Annotated in this window: 15 protein-coding genes; 8 read left to right on the plus strand and 7 right to left on the minus strand. The window is 72.7% G+C overall.

Annotation, left to right across the window (positions count from 1 at the left end; genetic code table 11):
- The first annotated feature begins 33 nt into the window (after window positions 1–33).
- From JK359_RS03495 to JK359_RS03515, 5 genes are all read left to right on the plus strand, one after another.
- Window positions 34–1,323: a multidrug effflux MFS transporter gene (locus JK359_RS03495; protein ID WP_201831405.1), complete on the plus strand. Its 1,290-nt coding sequence runs from the start codon at window positions 34–36 to the stop codon at window positions 1,321–1,323.
- A complete protein-coding gene (locus tag JK359_RS03500; RefSeq protein WP_201831406.1) occupies window positions 1,275–2,444 on the plus strand; it encodes a serine hydrolase domain-containing protein in 1,170 nt (389 codons plus the stop codon). The genes JK359_RS03495 and JK359_RS03500 overlap by 49 nt, the downstream gene beginning before the upstream one ends.
- A gap of 131 nt (window positions 2,445–2,575) precedes the next feature.
- Window positions 2,576–3,553, plus strand: a complete 978-nt coding sequence (locus JK359_RS03505; RefSeq protein WP_201831407.1) for a small ribosomal subunit Rsm22 family protein — start codon at window positions 2,576–2,578, stop codon at window positions 3,551–3,553.
- Window positions 3,554–3,584: 31 nt separating this feature from the next.
- Entirely contained in the window at window positions 3,585–4,199 is a 615-nt protein-coding gene (locus JK359_RS03510) for a TetR/AcrR family transcriptional regulator (RefSeq protein ID WP_201831408.1), read from the plus strand.
- 229 nt (window positions 4,200–4,428) lie between these two features.
- Window positions 4,429–5,172 (plus strand): bifunctional DNA primase/polymerase, encoded by a 744-nt coding sequence (locus JK359_RS03515; protein WP_201831410.1) that lies wholly within the window; start codon window positions 4,429–4,431, stop codon window positions 5,170–5,172.
- Between the two features lie 15 nt (window positions 5,173–5,187).
- On the opposite strand, the gene JK359_RS03520 is transcribed toward JK359_RS03515, so the two are convergent.
- From JK359_RS03520 to efeO, 4 genes are read right to left on the minus strand one after another with little or no spacing between them, the layout of a single operon-like run.
- Window positions 5,188–6,180 (minus strand): SCO2278 family lipoprotein, encoded by a 993-nt coding sequence (locus JK359_RS03520; protein WP_201831412.1) that lies wholly within the window; start codon window positions 6,178–6,180, stop codon window positions 5,188–5,190.
- Window positions 6,140–7,012: an iron uptake transporter permease EfeU gene (efeU, locus tag JK359_RS03525; RefSeq protein WP_201831414.1), complete on the minus strand. Its 873-nt coding sequence runs from the start codon at window positions 7,010–7,012 to the stop codon at window positions 6,140–6,142. Before efeU ends, JK359_RS03520 begins: the two co-directional genes overlap by 41 nt.
- A 3-nt stretch (window positions 7,013–7,015) precedes the next feature.
- Window positions 7,016–8,266: an iron uptake transporter deferrochelatase/peroxidase subunit gene (gene efeB, locus JK359_RS03530; protein WP_201831416.1), complete on the minus strand. Its 1,251-nt coding sequence runs from the start codon at window positions 8,264–8,266 to the stop codon at window positions 7,016–7,018.
- 16 nt (window positions 8,267–8,282) lie between these two features.
- Window positions 8,283–9,419: an iron uptake system protein EfeO gene (gene efeO, locus JK359_RS03535; protein WP_201831418.1), complete on the minus strand. Its 1,137-nt coding sequence runs from the start codon at window positions 9,417–9,419 to the stop codon at window positions 8,283–8,285.
- Window positions 9,420–9,778: 359 nt separating this feature from the next.
- Here efeO and JK359_RS03540 point away from each other — a divergent pair, with 359 nt between their 5' ends.
- The gene (locus tag JK359_RS03540) at window positions 9,779–10,423 is read left to right on the plus strand and encodes a PhzF family phenazine biosynthesis protein (protein ID WP_201831420.1); all 645 of its coding nucleotides are present in this window, start codon (window positions 9,779–9,781) and stop codon (window positions 10,421–10,423) included.
- A 116-nt stretch (window positions 10,424–10,539) separates the two neighbouring features.
- Window positions 10,540–10,737: a hypothetical protein gene (locus JK359_RS03545; RefSeq protein WP_201831422.1), complete on the plus strand. Its 198-nt coding sequence runs from the start codon at window positions 10,540–10,542 to the stop codon at window positions 10,735–10,737.
- 51 nt (window positions 10,738–10,788) lie between these two features.
- On the opposite strand, the gene JK359_RS03550 is transcribed toward JK359_RS03545, so the two are convergent.
- Both JK359_RS03550 and map read right to left on the minus strand, forming a co-directional pair.
- Window positions 10,789–11,436 carry a biliverdin-producing heme oxygenase gene (locus JK359_RS03550; protein ID WP_201831424.1) on the minus strand — a complete coding sequence of 216 codons (648 nt, stop codon included), beginning with the start codon at window positions 11,434–11,436 and terminating at the stop codon, window positions 10,789–10,791.
- A gap of 199 nt (window positions 11,437–11,635) precedes the next feature.
- Entirely contained in the window at window positions 11,636–12,493 is an 858-nt protein-coding gene (gene map / locus JK359_RS03555; protein WP_201831426.1) for a type I methionyl aminopeptidase, read from the minus strand.
- 58 nt (window positions 12,494–12,551) lie between these two features.
- Here map and JK359_RS03560 point away from each other — a divergent pair, with 58 nt between their 5' ends.
- Window positions 12,552–12,782, plus strand: coding sequence for a hypothetical protein (locus tag JK359_RS03560; protein WP_201831427.1), 231 nt, complete (start codon window positions 12,552–12,554; stop codon window positions 12,780–12,782).
- Between the two features lie 9 nt (window positions 12,783–12,791).
- On the opposite strand, the gene JK359_RS03565 is transcribed toward JK359_RS03560, so the two are convergent.
- On the minus strand, window positions 12,792–14,060 hold the full coding sequence (locus JK359_RS03565; RefSeq protein WP_201831429.1) for an MFS transporter: 1,269 nt from the start codon (window positions 14,058–14,060) through the stop codon (window positions 12,792–12,794).
- Between the last annotated feature and the right edge of the window lie 39 nt (window positions 14,061–14,099).

Here is a 14,099-nt window from a genome sequence, read left to right on the forward strand (position 1 = left end):
AGGTGCCCGGTCCGGTACGAGAGGGAGGGACACATGACCGAGCACGCGACGGCACCGGAGGCGCACCAGCGCTCCGGCCCCGCCGGGCCGCCGGCCGCCGCCACCCGCCGCACCGGCCTGCTCGTCACCTTCGTCCTGGGCGGCCTCACCGCCACACCCCCGCTCGCGATGGACATGTACCTCCCGGCCCTGCCGGAGGTCACCCGCTCGCTGCACGCCCCCGCCGCCACCGTCCAGCTCAGCCTCACCGCGTGCCTGCTCGGCATGGCACTCGGACAGCTGGTGGTCGGCCCGATGAGCGACCGATGGGGCCGCCGCCGGCCGCTGCTGGCCGGCCTCGCCGTCTACGTCCTCGCCACCGCCCTGTGCGCGGTGGCGCCGAACGTCGAGGCCCTGGTCGCCTTCCGCCTGGCCCAGGGCCTCGCGGGCGCCGCCGGGATCGTGATCGCACGGGCCGTCGTACGCGACCTGTACGACGGCGTGGCCATGGCCCGCTACTTCTCCACCCTGATGCTGATCTCCGGGCTCGCCCCGATCGTGGCGCCCCTGGTCGGCGGGCAGATCCTCCGGGTGACGGACTGGCAGGGCGTGTTCCTCGTCCTCACCGCGGTCGGTGCCGTCCTCGCCGCCCTGGTCTGGCTGCGGCTGCCCGAGACCCTGCCGCCGTCCGAGCGGCACAGCGGGGGAGTGGGGGAGGCCCTGCGCGCGATGCGCGGGCTGCTCGCCGACCCGCCCTTCACCGGCTACGTGCTGGCCGGCGGCTTCGCCTTCGCCGTCCTGTTCGCCTACATATCCGCCTCCCCCTTCGTCGTCCAGGAGATCTACGGCGCCTCCCCGCAGACCTTCAGCCTGCTCTTCGGCCTGAACTCGGTCGGCCTGATGATCGCCGGGCAGGTCAACGGGCGGGTGCTGGTGGGACGGGTCCGCCTGGACCGGGTGCTCGGCACCGGCCTCGGCGTGATCGTGCTCGCGGCGACCGCCCTGCTGCTGATGACCTCGGGTGTCCTCGGCGAGGTCGGCCTGGCCCCGATCGCCGCCGCCCTGTTCGTCCTCATGTCCGCGATGGGCATCACCCTGCCCAACGCCCAGTCCCTCGCCCTGCTGCGCACCCGGCACGCGGCCGGCTCCGCCTCCGCGCTGCTCGGCACCTCCTCCTTCCTCGTCGGCGCGGTCGTCTCCCCGCTCGTCGGCGTCGCCGGGGAGGACACCGCCGTACCCATGGCAGTGGTCCAGCTGGCCGGAGCACTGGTCGCGACGGCCTGCTTCGTGGGACTGTGCCGTCCCTGGAGGGCACCTGCGGGGCCGGAGGGAGAGGACAACTGAGCGCACCGAGACTGCGCGCCGGCACACCGGAGCGGGCCGGACTCGACCCCGTCGAGCTGGGCCACCTGGTCGGCGAGGTGCACGCGCTGACCGCCGGGGAGCGCCCCTGGGCGGCCGGCGCCGTCGTGCTGGCCGGCCGCGGCCCCCTGATCGCCGTCGCCGAGGCCGCGGGCTGGGCCGTGCGCTACGCCTCCTACGACCCGCAGACCGACACCGGCGTCGAACTGCCGCCCGCCGCCCGCGTGCCGGCCACCGTCGATACACCCTTCGACCTCGCCTCCCTCACCAAACTGTTCACGTCCGTCGCCGCCGTGCAGCAGATCGAGCGCGGCACCCTCGGCATGGACGCCCGGGTCGGCTACTACCTGCCCGAGTTCGTCGGCGCCGCCGCCTACGGCGTCACCGTGCGCCAGCTGCTCACGCACACCTCCGGCCTGCGCCCCGAACTCCCGCTGTACGACTGCCGGGACGACAGGGCCCGGCTCGCCCTGCTGCGGGCCGAGGCGCCGACGGCGGACCCGGGCACCTACCGGTACTCCGACCTGAACATGCTCCTGCTGCAGGCGGTCCTGGAACGCGTCACCGGCCGCACCCTCGACGTCCTCGTCCACGACGGGATCACCCGGCCGCTCGGCATGACCGCCACCGCCTTCGGTCCCTGCCCCGGTGCGGCGGCCACCGAGGACCAGCGGCGGCCGTGGGCCAAGACGGACCGGGGCATGCTGCGGGGCGTCGTCCACGACGAGAACGCCTGGGCGCTCGGCGGGGTCGCCGGTCACGCGGGCCTCTTCTCCACGGCACCCGACCTGGCCGTCTTCTGCCGGGCCCTCCTGTGCGGCGGCTCGTACGGCCCCGCGCGCATCCTCGGCCCCGACTTCGTGGAACTGCTGTTCACCCCGCCCGGGCTGGGCTTCGCCCTGGACCAGCCGTGGTTCATGGGCGAGCTGGCGGGCCGCGGCGCCGCGGGCCACACCGGCTTCACCGGCACGTCCCTGGTCCTCGACCCGGCGACCGACACGTTCCTGATCCTGCTGGCCAACACGGTCCACCCCAGACGCCGCCCACCGAACAGCGCACCACGCGCGGCACTGGCCACGCACCTGGCACGATCGGTGATCTGACCTCCTGCCCCGCCGGCCCGTGCCCGGCTCGGGCCCGGCCTGCGACGGTGCCTCTCCAGTCGGCCGAGCCGGGGTGGGCAGGTGAGCGAACCGGGCCCGGGGGCAACCCCGCCGCGCCGTAGAATCACCGGGTGAACGACCCCCTCCGCACCGCACTGGCCGAACTGCTCGACGGCCTGCCCCCCACGGAGGTGTCCGCGGCAGTGGACCGGCTGATCGCCAACTACCGCGGCGACACCCCCACCACCGCGCCGATCCTCCGCCACCGCGCCGACGTCGCCGCCTACGCCGCCTACCGGATGCCCGCCACCTTCGAGGCGGTCCGCTCCGCACTGGAGGCGTTCACCGAGGCCGTCCCCGACTGGACGCCCGGCAGCCACGTCGACGTCGGCGGCGGCACCGGCGCCGCCACCTGGGCCGTCACGGCCACCTGGCCCGGCGGGCGCAGCGTCACCGTGCTGGACTGGGCCGAACCCGCGCTCGCCCTCGGCCGCGAACTGGCCGCCGCCAACCCGGACCTCCAGGGCGCCCGCTGGCAGCGCGCCCGGATCGGGGCGGACCTCACCCTGGACGCCACCGACCTCGTCACGGTGTCGTACGTCCTCAACGAACTCTCCCCGGCGGACCGGACCGCCCTGGTGGACGCCGCCGCGGCAGCCGCACAGACCGTCGTGATCGTCGAAGCCGGCACCCCGGCCGGGTACGAGCGCGTCATCGAGGCCCGCGACCGGCTCGTCCGGGCCGGCTTCCGGGTCGCCGCGCCCTGCCCGCACAGCGCCGCCTGCCCGATCGTGCCCGGCACGGACTGGTGCCACTTCTCCGCCCGGGTCGGCCGGTCGTCCCTGCACCGCCAGGTGAAGGGCGGCTCGCTGGCCTACGAGGACGAGAAGTTCTCCTACGTCGCCGCCACCCGCCTCCCGGCCGAGCCCGCCCCCGCCCGCGTGGTCCGGCGCCCGCAGATCCGCAAGGGGCAGGTGCTCCTCGACCTGTGCGAGGCCGAGGAGCAGCTGCGCCGCACGACGGTCACCAAACGCCACGGCGACCTGTACAAGGCGGCCCGGGACGCCGGCTGGGGCGATGCCTGGCCGCCGTACGGCTCCGCGTCGTAGCCCGCCCCCGCGGCTTGTTACTTTCGGTCCCATGGTCACCAAGCCCGCACCCGACGCCACCCGCCGCAGCGAGAAGTCGCGCCGGGCGATCTACGACGCCGCCCTCGCCCTGGTCGGCGAGGTCGGGTACCCGAAGACCACCGTCGAGTCCATCGCCGCCCGCGCCGGGGTCGGCAAGCAGACCATCTACCGGTGGTGGTCCTCCAAGGCCGACGTCCTGCTGGAGGCGTTCCTGGACCTCGCGGAGCAGGCGGCCCGGGCGGCGGGGCAGGAGCCGTACGCCATCCCGGACACCGGCGACCTCGCCGCCGACCTGAAGGCGGTGCTGCGGGCCACGGTGGACGAGCTGCTCGACCCGCGCTTCGAGGCGCCCTCGCGGGCGCTGGCCGCGGAGGGGCTGGTCAACGAGCAGCTCGGCCGCGAGTTCGTGAGCAAACTCCTCGAACCGCAGCTCCAGCTGTACGTCGACCGGCTGTGCGCCGCGCAGGACGCGGGGGCGGTACGCGCCGACGTGGACCCCCGGATCGCGCTGGAGCTGTTCGTGTCACCGCTGGCACAGCGGTGGCTGCAACGGACCGGGCCGATCTCGTACGCGTACACGGACACCCTCGTGGACTACGCCCTGCACGGAATCGCCCCCCGCTGACCTCCCACCCGACCACCCGCCCGTAGCCCGTCCGACCACCGCGCACCCGTCCCGGTCGCCTGTGCGGTACCGACTCGACCGGCCGTGGGAAGCCGGCCCGGGCGGCTGTGAGGCTCGTCTCCTCCCGGTCCGGCGGAACCGGCCTACGGACCCCCGAAGCACATGAAGACGGGACGATAAGGCATGCTGTCCGCACACCAGCGAGGCGACCACCAGACTGAGGCGATAGATGAGCGCGACGTTCGGCGGCCGGTCCGGCCGGCAGGGCAAACTGTCCCAGTGGCTGCTCGGACGCCGCTCGAAGGAGACCGGCGCCGTCGACGACGGCGGCCGTGAGGCGCTGCTGCTCGCTGCCGCCGGCGCGGGTCTGCCGCTCGCCCCCGCCGCGTACCCGGCCCCCGGCTACCGCTGTTCCTGTGACCGCATCGGCTGCCCCACCCCGGCCCGGCACCCGGTGTCGTTCGCCTGGCAGACGCAGTCCACCACCGACCGCGCCCAGATCGAGCGCTGGGCCCGGCACCAGCCGCAGGCCAACTTCATCACCGCCACCGGCATGGTGCACGACGTCCTGGACGTGCCCCTGGCGGCCGGCCGTGAGGCGCTGGAACGGCTGCTGGGCGACGGCGTCGAGGTCGGCCCGGTCGCCGAGAGCGACGACGGCCGCATGCTGTTCTTCACCCTCACCCGGGGCACCCCCGAGGACGAGGACGAGTGGTGGCCCTGCGAACTGGACTGCCACCCCGAGACCATGGACGAGCACCCCGGCCTGCGCTGGCACTGCCGAGGCTCCTACGTCCTGGTACCGCCCGCCCGGCTGCCCGGTGACGAGGACCGGCAGGTCCGCTGGGCGCACGGCCCGGAGCATCCGCTGCCGGACCCGCTGTCCCTGCTGGAGGCGCTCACCGACGCCTGCGCCCGGCACGCGGGCGCGGAGACCGGCCACCAGGGCGCGGCCTGGCCGCTGCGGCACTGACGGCCCGCCGGCGGCTCACTCGCCCTGCGCGGCCGTCAGCCCCTGAACCCGCCCCAGCACCTGCACCGCGCCGCTGCCGGCGGGGTCCAGTACGGCCTCGTTGGCGATCGACTCCAGCGTCAGGGACTGCTTGACCTCGCCCTTGACGAGGGCCTGCACGTCCTTGTTCGGGGCCGGCACGGTGCCGCCCGTGTAGGCGGTCCGCTTCTCGTAGTGGTGCGTGGTGAAGAACACGAGCGCCCCGCCGTCCGCCGTGCGCAGCGCGAGCGGCGCGTAGTCGCCGTCGGTGAGCGGCTCGTCGATGAACTGGCGGACCAGGCCCGGCTTCTCGGCCGCCTTCTTGCGGTCCGCGCGCAGCCGGCTGGTGTCACGGCCGTCCGCGAACGTCTTCCCGCCGCTCTTGAGGTAGGTCGCGTACGTCCTGCTCAGCTCGTCCGGACGGACCGCGAGCTGGGAGGTGTCCGCCGGTACCGCCTCGGCCCAGCCGTCCTCGTCCGTCCTGAACTGCGGTACGGCACCGGGCGCCATGAGCGTCAGATACGCCACCTGCCACCGCTCGCCGAGGTCGTTGCGGGTGAACACCAGCACCCAGCGGGCGTCACCGCCCTTGTTCCCCTTGGCGTCGGCGACGAACCAGCGGGGCCAGCCGGCCTTCTTCGGGATCGTGATCTTCACGTCCGTCAGCGTCAGCGGGGTGTGGTCGGCGTTGCCCGACGGGCTGTTGGTGCGCCCGGCCTTCAGCCGGGCGGAGTCGATGTCGGCGAGGGCACCGGTGACGTACGGCGCGTCCAGGGAGCTGTCGTAGGCCTCGTCGGCCTTGTTGTACGCGTCCGTGAACGCGGTCAGCGCCCTGGCGGCCTCGGCACGGGTGGCCGCGGGGAGCACCTCGCGCTCCCCGTGCACCACCACACAGCCGCTCGCCGTCACCGACAAAGCGGTCAGCGAGGCAGCTATGAGTGCGTTCCGGTCACGCCTGCGAAGCCGTCGACGGCTGCGTTCCCTGGTCATCGGGCTCCTTCACCTTCCCCTTCCCGGAGGCGAACCCTACCGGGGACAGGAACAGCGCGAGCACCGGGACCAGATACAGCGCCCACACCGTGATCTGGACGACCGTCGGGTCCGGCTGGAAGTTGAAGACGCCCTTCAGCAGCGTGCCGTACCAGCTGTCCGGCGGGATGGTGCCGCTGATGTCGAAGGCCAGCTTGTTGATGCCCGGGATCCAGTCGGCCTCCTGCAGGTCGTGGACGCCGTACGCGAGCACGCCCGCCGCGACCACGACCAGCATGCCGCCGGTCCAGGTGAAGAACTTGGCCAGGTTGATCTTCAGGGCGCCGCGGTAGAACAGCCAGCCCAGCAGGACGGCGGTGGCGAGGCCGAGGGCGACCCCGACCAGCGGGCGCGGGGTGCCGTCGCTCGCCGCGTGCACCGACGCCCACACGAACAGCGCGGTCTCCAGGCCCTCCCGGCCGACCGCGAGGAAGGCGGTGGCGACCAGTGCGCCCGTGCCCAGGGCGAGGGCGGCGTTCAGCTTGCCGTGCAGCTCCGACCTCAGGTGCCGGGCGGTGCGCCGCATCCAGAACACCATCCAGGTCACCAGGCCCACGGCGACGATCGACAGGGAGCCGCCGAGCGCCTCCTGCGCCTGGAACGTCAGCTCCTGGGAGCCGAACTCCAGGGCGCAGCCGAAGCCCATGGCGATGGCGATCGCGATGCCGATGCCGGCCCAGATCGGCTTCAGGGCGTCCCTGCGGCCGGTCTTGACCAGGTAGGCGATCAGGATGCAGACGACGAGCGACGCCTCCAGCCCCTCGCGCAGGCCGATCAGATAGTTGGAGAACACGGGCTACGCCTCCTTCGAGAACAGCGTGCGACCCCACCAGTCGCCGGAGTCCCGGACGCCCGGGGGCACCGCGAAGACCGCCGAACCCACGTGCTGGATGTACTCGTTGAGCGCGTCCTGCGCCGACAGCCTGCGCTGGACCGGGATGAAGCCCTTGCGCACGTCCCGCTGGTAGGCGAGGAAGAACAGGCCCGCGTCCAGCCGGCCGAGGCCGTCGGTGCCGTCGGTGAAGGAGTAGCCGCGCCGCAGGATGGTGGCCCCGTCGTTGGAGTCGGGGTGCGCGAGCCGCACGTGCGCGTCCGGCTTCATCGCCTTCAGGAACGGCGCGTCGTGCTCCTTGGCCTTGCCGACCGGGGCGCCCTCGCGCTTGTCCCGGCCGAACACGTCCTCCTGCTCCTGCAGCGAGGTGCGGTCCCAGGTCTCGATGTTCATGCGGATGCGCCGGGCGACGAGGTACGACCCGCCGGTCATCCAGTCCTGCCCGTCACCGTCGCCGACCCACACGAACTTCTTCAGCCGGTCCGTCTCGGTACCCGCGATGTTGCGGGTGCCGTCCTTGAAGCCCATGAGGTTGCGCGGCGTCTGCGCGTCGGGGGTGGTGGAGGAGGTCTTGCCGAACCCGAGCTGGGACCAGCGGATGGCGACCTTGCCGAAGCCGATCCGGGCCAGGTTGCGGATGGCGTGCACGGCGACCTGCGGGTCGTCGGCGCAGGCCTGGACGCACAGGTCACCGCCGGTGCGGGTCCGGTCCAGGTTGTCGCCGGGGAACTTGGGCAGGTCGACCAGGGCCTCGGGACGCTTGTCGCGCAGACCGAACTTGTCGAAGAGCGACGGCCCGAACCCGATGGTCAGCGTCAGCCGGGACGGCTTGAGGCCGAGCGCCTCACCGGTGTCGTCCGGCGGGGCCTCGGCGAGCCCGCCGTACGCGCCCTCGCCGACGGCCTTGCCCTGGGTCATCCGGCGGGCCGCCTCGGTCCAGTCCTTGAGCATCTGGACGAACTCGGCGCGGTCCTCGGTCTTCACGTCGAACGCGGCGAAGTGCAGCCGGTCCTGGACCGGCGTGGCGATGCCGGCCTGATGCGCGCCGTGGAACTCCACCGCGCCGCCCGTCTCGGCGGCCACCGGGTCCACGTCGTTGCCCGTCCTGGCCATCGCCACGGCCCCGCCGGCCGCGGCGGCCCCGAGCGCGAGCCCGGCACCGCCCCAGCCGATCAGTGCGCGACGCGACGGAGTGCTTCCCTGGGTCTCGGTCATCGCCCTTGCCCCCCTGCTACTTCACGACCGCGGCGGCGAGCTTGGACAGCGGCTCGGCGAGCGCGTTCACCGCGTCCGACAGCTCCTTGCGCTGGTCCTTGGTGACCTTGTCGTAGGAGACGAAGTCGTACGAGTCCTTGTCCGAGCGGTACTTGTCGAGCAGCGCGTCCAGCGCCGTGAACTGCTTGTCCAGTTCCCCGGCCAGCGCCGGGTCGTTCTTCGCGGCGACCGGCTTCAGCAGCTCGTACGCCTTCTGGGCGCCCTCGACGTTGCCCTTGAAGTCGACCAGGTCGGTGTGGGCGTAGCGGTCCTCCTCACCGGTGACCTTGCCCGTGGCGACCTCGTCGAGCAGTTCCTTGGCGCCGTTGGCCATGGAGGTCGGGGTGATCTCGGCCTTGCCGACCCGGCCCTGCCAGTCCTTCAGGTCCTTCACCAGCTGGTCGGCGAGGGTCTTCTCCTCGGCGCCGATCTTCTTGTCCTGCCAGAGGGCCTTCTCCAGGCGGTGCCAGCCGGTCCACTTCTGGCCGTCCTCCAGGCCGTCCTCGCGGACGTCGACCTTGGGGTCGATGTCGCCGAAGGACTCGGCGACCGGCTCGGTGCGCTCCCAGCCGAGGCGGGAGATGCCATAGGCCTTCTTGGCGGCCTCGAGGTCGCCGTCCTTGACGGCCTTCACGAAGGTCTCGACACGCGGCAGCGTCTCGTCGGCCTGGTCCTGGGCGTACTGGCGGTAGTCGGCGACGGCCTTGTCCAGCCTGGGGTCGCGCTTGGCGGCGCTGCCGCCGCCGGTCACGGTGAGCTTCTGCCGGACGCCGTGGCCCTTCATGCCGGGCCGGCAGGCGATCTCGTACGAGCCCGCCTTCACCTCGGCGGTGAGGGTGTACTTGGTCCCCGGGCCGATGTTCTCCTTCTCGGAGACGATCCGGTCGTCCGGGAAGAGGATCTCGACCTCGGTCGCCTGCGAGCCCTTGTTCTCGATCTTCAGGGTGACGTGGCCGGCCGGGGTGGTCTTGGCGGAGGTGTCGCACTTGGCGTCGGCCGCGGTGACCCGGATGGCGTCGCCGTCCTTGGCATCGCTCTTCGCGGTGCAGGCCGAGAGGGCGGTCAGAGCGGCCGCGGTGGCGGCGGCGGTGACGGTCAGTCGGACGGCTCGCATGCAGGCTCCAAGCGGATCTGGTCTGGTGAGGCTGCCCTAACTTACATGAGGCTTACCTCACCCATACCCCTGCGGGTCGTGATTCAGCTCTCACGTGGATCTCACAGGCACGGCTTGATCTCACTGGCTCAAAAGAGCCACCAGGGAACGGTAAAGGAAAGGTCAAGGGGGAACGTCTGGCGGGCCGCCCCGCCCCGCCACCCCGGGGACCGGGCGCATGCGGGCGGCCGTGGAGCGCGGCTGCGGTGATGCCGTCGCCGAACCGGCCCACGAGCCGCCTGACGTCCCCGCCCGGCCACTGCCCGGTGGTGTCCGCGCCCGGGACGCGCCGGCCCGGGCCGCGATGTTTCAATTCCCAAGTGACTGATTACGACGTACTCCGCGTCTTCTGCGGGCCGAACGGCGGCTACGGCAACGAGCTGGGCGTCGTCCGTGAGGGCTCGGTGCTGCCCGAGCGCGCCGACCGGCAGGAGCTGGCGCGCAAACTCGGCTTCAGCGAGACCGTGTTCGTGGACGACCCCGAGCGCGGAGTGATCGACATCTACACCCCCACCCTGCGCCTGCCCTTCGCCGGGTACCCCTGCGTCGGCGCGGCCTGGCTGCTCGACGTGCCCGAGCTGGTCACCCCCGCGGGGATCGTCGGGGCCCGGCAGGACGGCGAGTTCAGCTGGATCGAGGCCCGCGCCGAGTGGGCGCCGCCGCGCGTGCTGCGCCAGTACGCCACCGCCGCCGAGGTGGAGGCGCTCGACGTGCCGGGTCCGGGCGAGTGGATCTACGCATGGGCCTGGGAGGACGAGGCGGCCGGGCGGGTGCGGGCCCGCGCCTTCCCGGGCCGTGACGACGGCATCGAGGAGGACGAGGCGACGGGCGCGGCGGCGCTGCTCCTCACCCACCGGCTGGGCCGGGCGCTGAACATCATCCAGGGCAGGGGTTCGCAGCTCCTGACGGCCCCTCAGCCGCACGGCTGGATCGAGGTCGGGGGACGGGTGCGCCTGGAGCGCTGACCGAAGCACCCGGCCGGGTGGCCGCCCGCACCCCCGTTCGGGTGGTTCCGCGTGTGCGCGCGAGGGTGAGCGGGGACCTCTGGGCGTGACCAGTCCCCCTCCTCGAGAGGAGCACCATGCGCATCAGATCTGTCCTGGCCGCGACCGCTCTCGCCGCCGCGCTGGTTGCCACCGGCGCCACGTCGGCCGCCGCCTACACCTACGAAGTGCATGACGACGGCGGGGCGGTCTGCAGCCCCTACTCCGGCGGACTCACCACGCTGGAGAACCACGCGACCTGGTCCGGCACCCACTGCAGCGACTACCTGCGCTGATCCGGCCCGGGTCCCCCTCCCGCACACGGCGGGGGACCCGGCCGGCAGGGCTCACGCCGACTGCGGGAACTCCTCACCCAGGGCCCGGAAGACGTCGGTGTTCAGCGCGAACGCCCGCTTGCACTCGCCCACGACCCGCTGTCTCCCCAGGTCGTCCAGGGGCATCGCGTCCAGCAGCTCCCGGTAACCCCGCTTGAACGCCGCCGGGTTGGCGATCTCCTCGAAGACGTAGAAGCGGACGCCGTCGCCCTTCTTCGCGAAGCCCCACGCCTTCTCCGCCCTGTCGCGGATGATCTGGCCGCCGGAGAGGTCGCCGAGGTACCGCGTGTAGTGATGGGCGACGTAACCGCCCGGCCAGCGCTCGGCACACTTACGCACCCGGTCCGCGTACGTCAGCGTCGCCGGCAGCGCGCTCAGGCCCGCCCGCCAGTCCGGCCCCCGCAGATGGGCCAGGTCCCGCTCCAGCGCGGGCAGCCGCAGCAGCTCCGGCCGGACGAACGGCCCCGCCACCGGGTCCGCGGCCAGCCGCTCCACCGCGCTCTCCAGGGCCTCGTACACGAACCACAGCTGCTCGGTGTAGCGCGCGTACGCCGTCAGGCCGAGCCGGCCGCCGAGCAGGTCGCCCATGAACGCCGAGGCCTCCGCCTCGGCGTGCTGTTCGTGCGACGCCGTGCGGATGAGGGTCGAGAACGGCTCCATGGGCACTCCTCGGTTTGCCGACCTGCTGTCGGTAAGTTTACCGACGTGGTGTCGGAAAAAAACAGCGGGACGGGACCCGTGGCGGGATCCGGCCGGCACCGGCACCGGCACCGGCACCGGCACCGACGCGGGGCCGGGCGAGGGGCGCGGGAAGAAACCCGCCCCGGCAGGCCGGAGCGGGCTCGGCGGGGCGGCCGGGTCACGGCAGGGTCAGGATCTCCGCGCCGGTCTCCGTCACCACCAGCGTGTGCTCGAACTGGGCCGTCCGCTTGCGGTCCTTGGTCACGACCGTCCAGCCGTCGTCCCACATGTCGTACTCGTGCGTGCCCAGCGTCAGCATCGGCTCGATCGTGAACGTCATCCCCGGCTGCATGACCGTCGTCGCGTGCGGGCTGTCGTAGTGCGGGATGATCAGGCCCGAGTGGAACGACGAGTTGATGCCGTGACCGGTGAAGTCGCGGACGACGCCGTAGCCGAAGCGCTTGGCGTACGACTCGATGACCCGGCCGATGATGTTGATCTGCCGGCCGGGCTTGACGGCCTTGACCGCGCGCTCGAGGGACTCGCGGGTGCGCTCCACCAGCAGCCGCGACTCCTCGTCCACGTCACCGACCAGGTAGGTGGCGTTGTTGTCACCGTGCACCCCGCCGATGTACGCCGTGACGTCCAGGTTGACGATGTCGCCGTCCTTCAGGACCGTCGAGTCCGGGATGCCGTGGCAGATCACCTCGTTGACCGAGGTGCACAGGGACTTCGGGAAGCCGCGGTAGCCGAGCGTGGAGGGGTAGGCCCCGTGGTCGCACATGTAGTCGTGGGCGACCTTGTCCAGCTGGTCCGTGGTCACCCCGGGCGCGATGATCTTCGCGGCCTCCGCCATCGCCCGCGCGGCGATGCGGCCGGCGATCCGCATCGCCTCGACGGTCTCGGCGGTCTGCACCTCCGGGCCGGTGTACGGCGTCGGCGCGGGCTTGCCGACGTACTCGGGACGGCGGATGTTTCCGGGGACCGAACGGGTGGGAGACAGCTCCCCTGGTACGAGCAGCGACTGGCCAGACATACCAGCGAGTCTAACCAGCGGACATGGGGGAACATGTCGGTGGCGAGAGGAGCTGGTCATGGCCCTGTTCAAGAAGCGCACGGTCGGCAAGCCGGGCGAGTGGTACTACTGCCTGGAGCACAAGAAGGTCGAGGAGGGCCCGGACTGCCCGGGCAAGGACCGCTTCGGTCCGTACGCCTCCCCGGACGAGGCCCGGCACGCGATGGAGACCGCCGCCGAGCGCAACCTCCAGTGGGAGAACGACCCCAAGTGGCACGACGCGCCGAAGGGCGACACCCAGGAGCGGTGAACGCACCGGTCACACCGGGACGGTCGCGCGTCGCTCGCGCATCCGTACCGCGTGTTCGTTCGTCCGGGCGTCGTACGACATGAGGCCCGGCAGGCACAGCGCCAGCAGCCCCACCGCGCCCGCGCACGCCAGACCGCCGGACCACACCGAGGCGCGGACGCCCGCCCAGGCGGCGAGGGCGCCCGCCCAGACCTGGCCGAGCTGCGGGCCGACCGAGTAGGACAGCAGTTCGATCCCGGCGAGCCTGCCGCGCAGCTCGTCCGGGATCGTCTGGTTCCACATCGCCGCCCGGAAGATCCCGCTGACCATGTCGAAGGCGCCGCCGAGGGCGAGGAACAGCAGCACCAGCCACAGGTTCCCGCAGACCCCGGCCGCCGCGACCGCCAGCCCCCAGCCGGCCGCGGACAGCGCCACCATCAGCCCGTGCCGGTGCACCCGGGAGGTCCAGCCGCTGGTCAGAGTCACCAGCAGGGACCCGGCCGGGATGCTCGCGTACATCAGCCCGAGCGCCCAGTCGGCGCCCAGCTCGTCCGCGAGGAACGGCAGCACCGCCAGTGGCATGGCCAGGAACATCGCCGCGAGGTCGACGGCGTAGGTGCCGAGGAGTTCCTTGCGGCTCCAGGCGTACCGGGCGCCCTCCGCGACGGCCCGGAGCGACGGCCGCACGGCTTCCTCGGCGGCGGGGGAGGGGGCGATCCGCAGGATGTACGCCAGCGACACCGCGAAGGTCAGCAGATCGGCGGCGTAGGCCCAGCCGAGGCCGGCGTAGGCGACGACCACGCCCGCCAGTGCCGGGCCGGCGACGCCGCCGACGGTCCAGCGCAGGGAGTTCAGCGAGGCCGCGGCCGGCATGTCGTCGTGGGCGACGATCCGCGGCCACAGCGAGTCGAGGGCCGGGCGCTGCACGGAGACCAGGGCGGAGGAGAGCGCGGCGACGGCGTACAGCGGCCAGATCGCGGGATGCGGCAGCAGCGCGTCGACCAGCAGGGCGGCACTGAGCAGGCCCTGGCCCGCCTCCGTCCACACGATCAGCTTCCGCTTGTCCAGGGCGTCGGCGAGGGCGCCGCCGTAGAGACCGCACACGACCAGCGGCAGCAGTTCCACGGCACCGATCGCGCCGACGGCCGCGGTGGACTCCGTCAGCTCCTTCAGCTGGACGGGCAGGGCGACGACGGTCAGGAAACTGCCGAAGTTGCTGATCAGGCCGGACATCCAGAGCCGGCGGAAGTCGCGCGAGGCCTTCCAGGGGGTCAGGTCGGGCAGGAGGGCGGAGGTCACTGAGGCATGCTCGACGGCCCGCCCCCACCGGGCAACCGC

It is taken from the genome of Streptomyces actinomycinicus, from assembly GCF_016741775.1.
In the GTDB taxonomy this organism is placed as follows: Bacteria; Actinomycetota; Actinomycetes; order Streptomycetales; family Streptomycetaceae; genus Streptomyces; species Streptomyces actinomycinicus.

Coding starts and splice junctions, on each gene's coding strand:
- JK359_RS03495 (WP_201831405.1), top strand. CDS start 34: ATGACCGAGCACGCGACGGCACCGGAGGCGCACCAGCGCTCCGGCCCC.
- JK359_RS03510 (WP_201831408.1), top strand. CDS start 3,585: ATGGTCACCAAGCCCGCACCCGACGCCACCCGCCGCAGCGAGAAGTCG.
- JK359_RS03515 (WP_201831410.1), top strand. CDS start 4,429: ATGAGCGCGACGTTCGGCGGCCGGTCCGGCCGGCAGGGCAAACTGTCC.
- JK359_RS03520 (WP_201831412.1), bottom strand. CDS start 6,180: ATGACCAGGGAACGCAGCCGTCGACGGCTTCGCAGGCGTGACCGGAAC.
- efeB (WP_201831416.1), bottom strand. CDS start 8,266: ATGACCGAGACCCAGGGAAGCACTCCGTCGCGTCGCGCACTGATCGGC.
- efeO (WP_201831418.1), bottom strand. CDS start 9,419: ATGCGAGCCGTCCGACTGACCGTCACCGCCGCCGCCACCGCGGCCGCT.
- JK359_RS03545 (WP_201831422.1), top strand. CDS start 10,540: ATGCGCATCAGATCTGTCCTGGCCGCGACCGCTCTCGCCGCCGCGCTG.
- JK359_RS03550 (WP_201831424.1), bottom strand. CDS start 11,436: ATGGAGCCGTTCTCGACCCTCATCCGCACGGCGTCGCACGAACAGCAC.
- map (WP_201831426.1), bottom strand. CDS start 12,493: ATGTCTGGCCAGTCGCTGCTCGTACCAGGGGAGCTGTCTCCCACCCGT.
- JK359_RS03560 (WP_201831427.1), top strand. CDS start 12,552: ATGGCCCTGTTCAAGAAGCGCACGGTCGGCAAGCCGGGCGAGTGGTAC.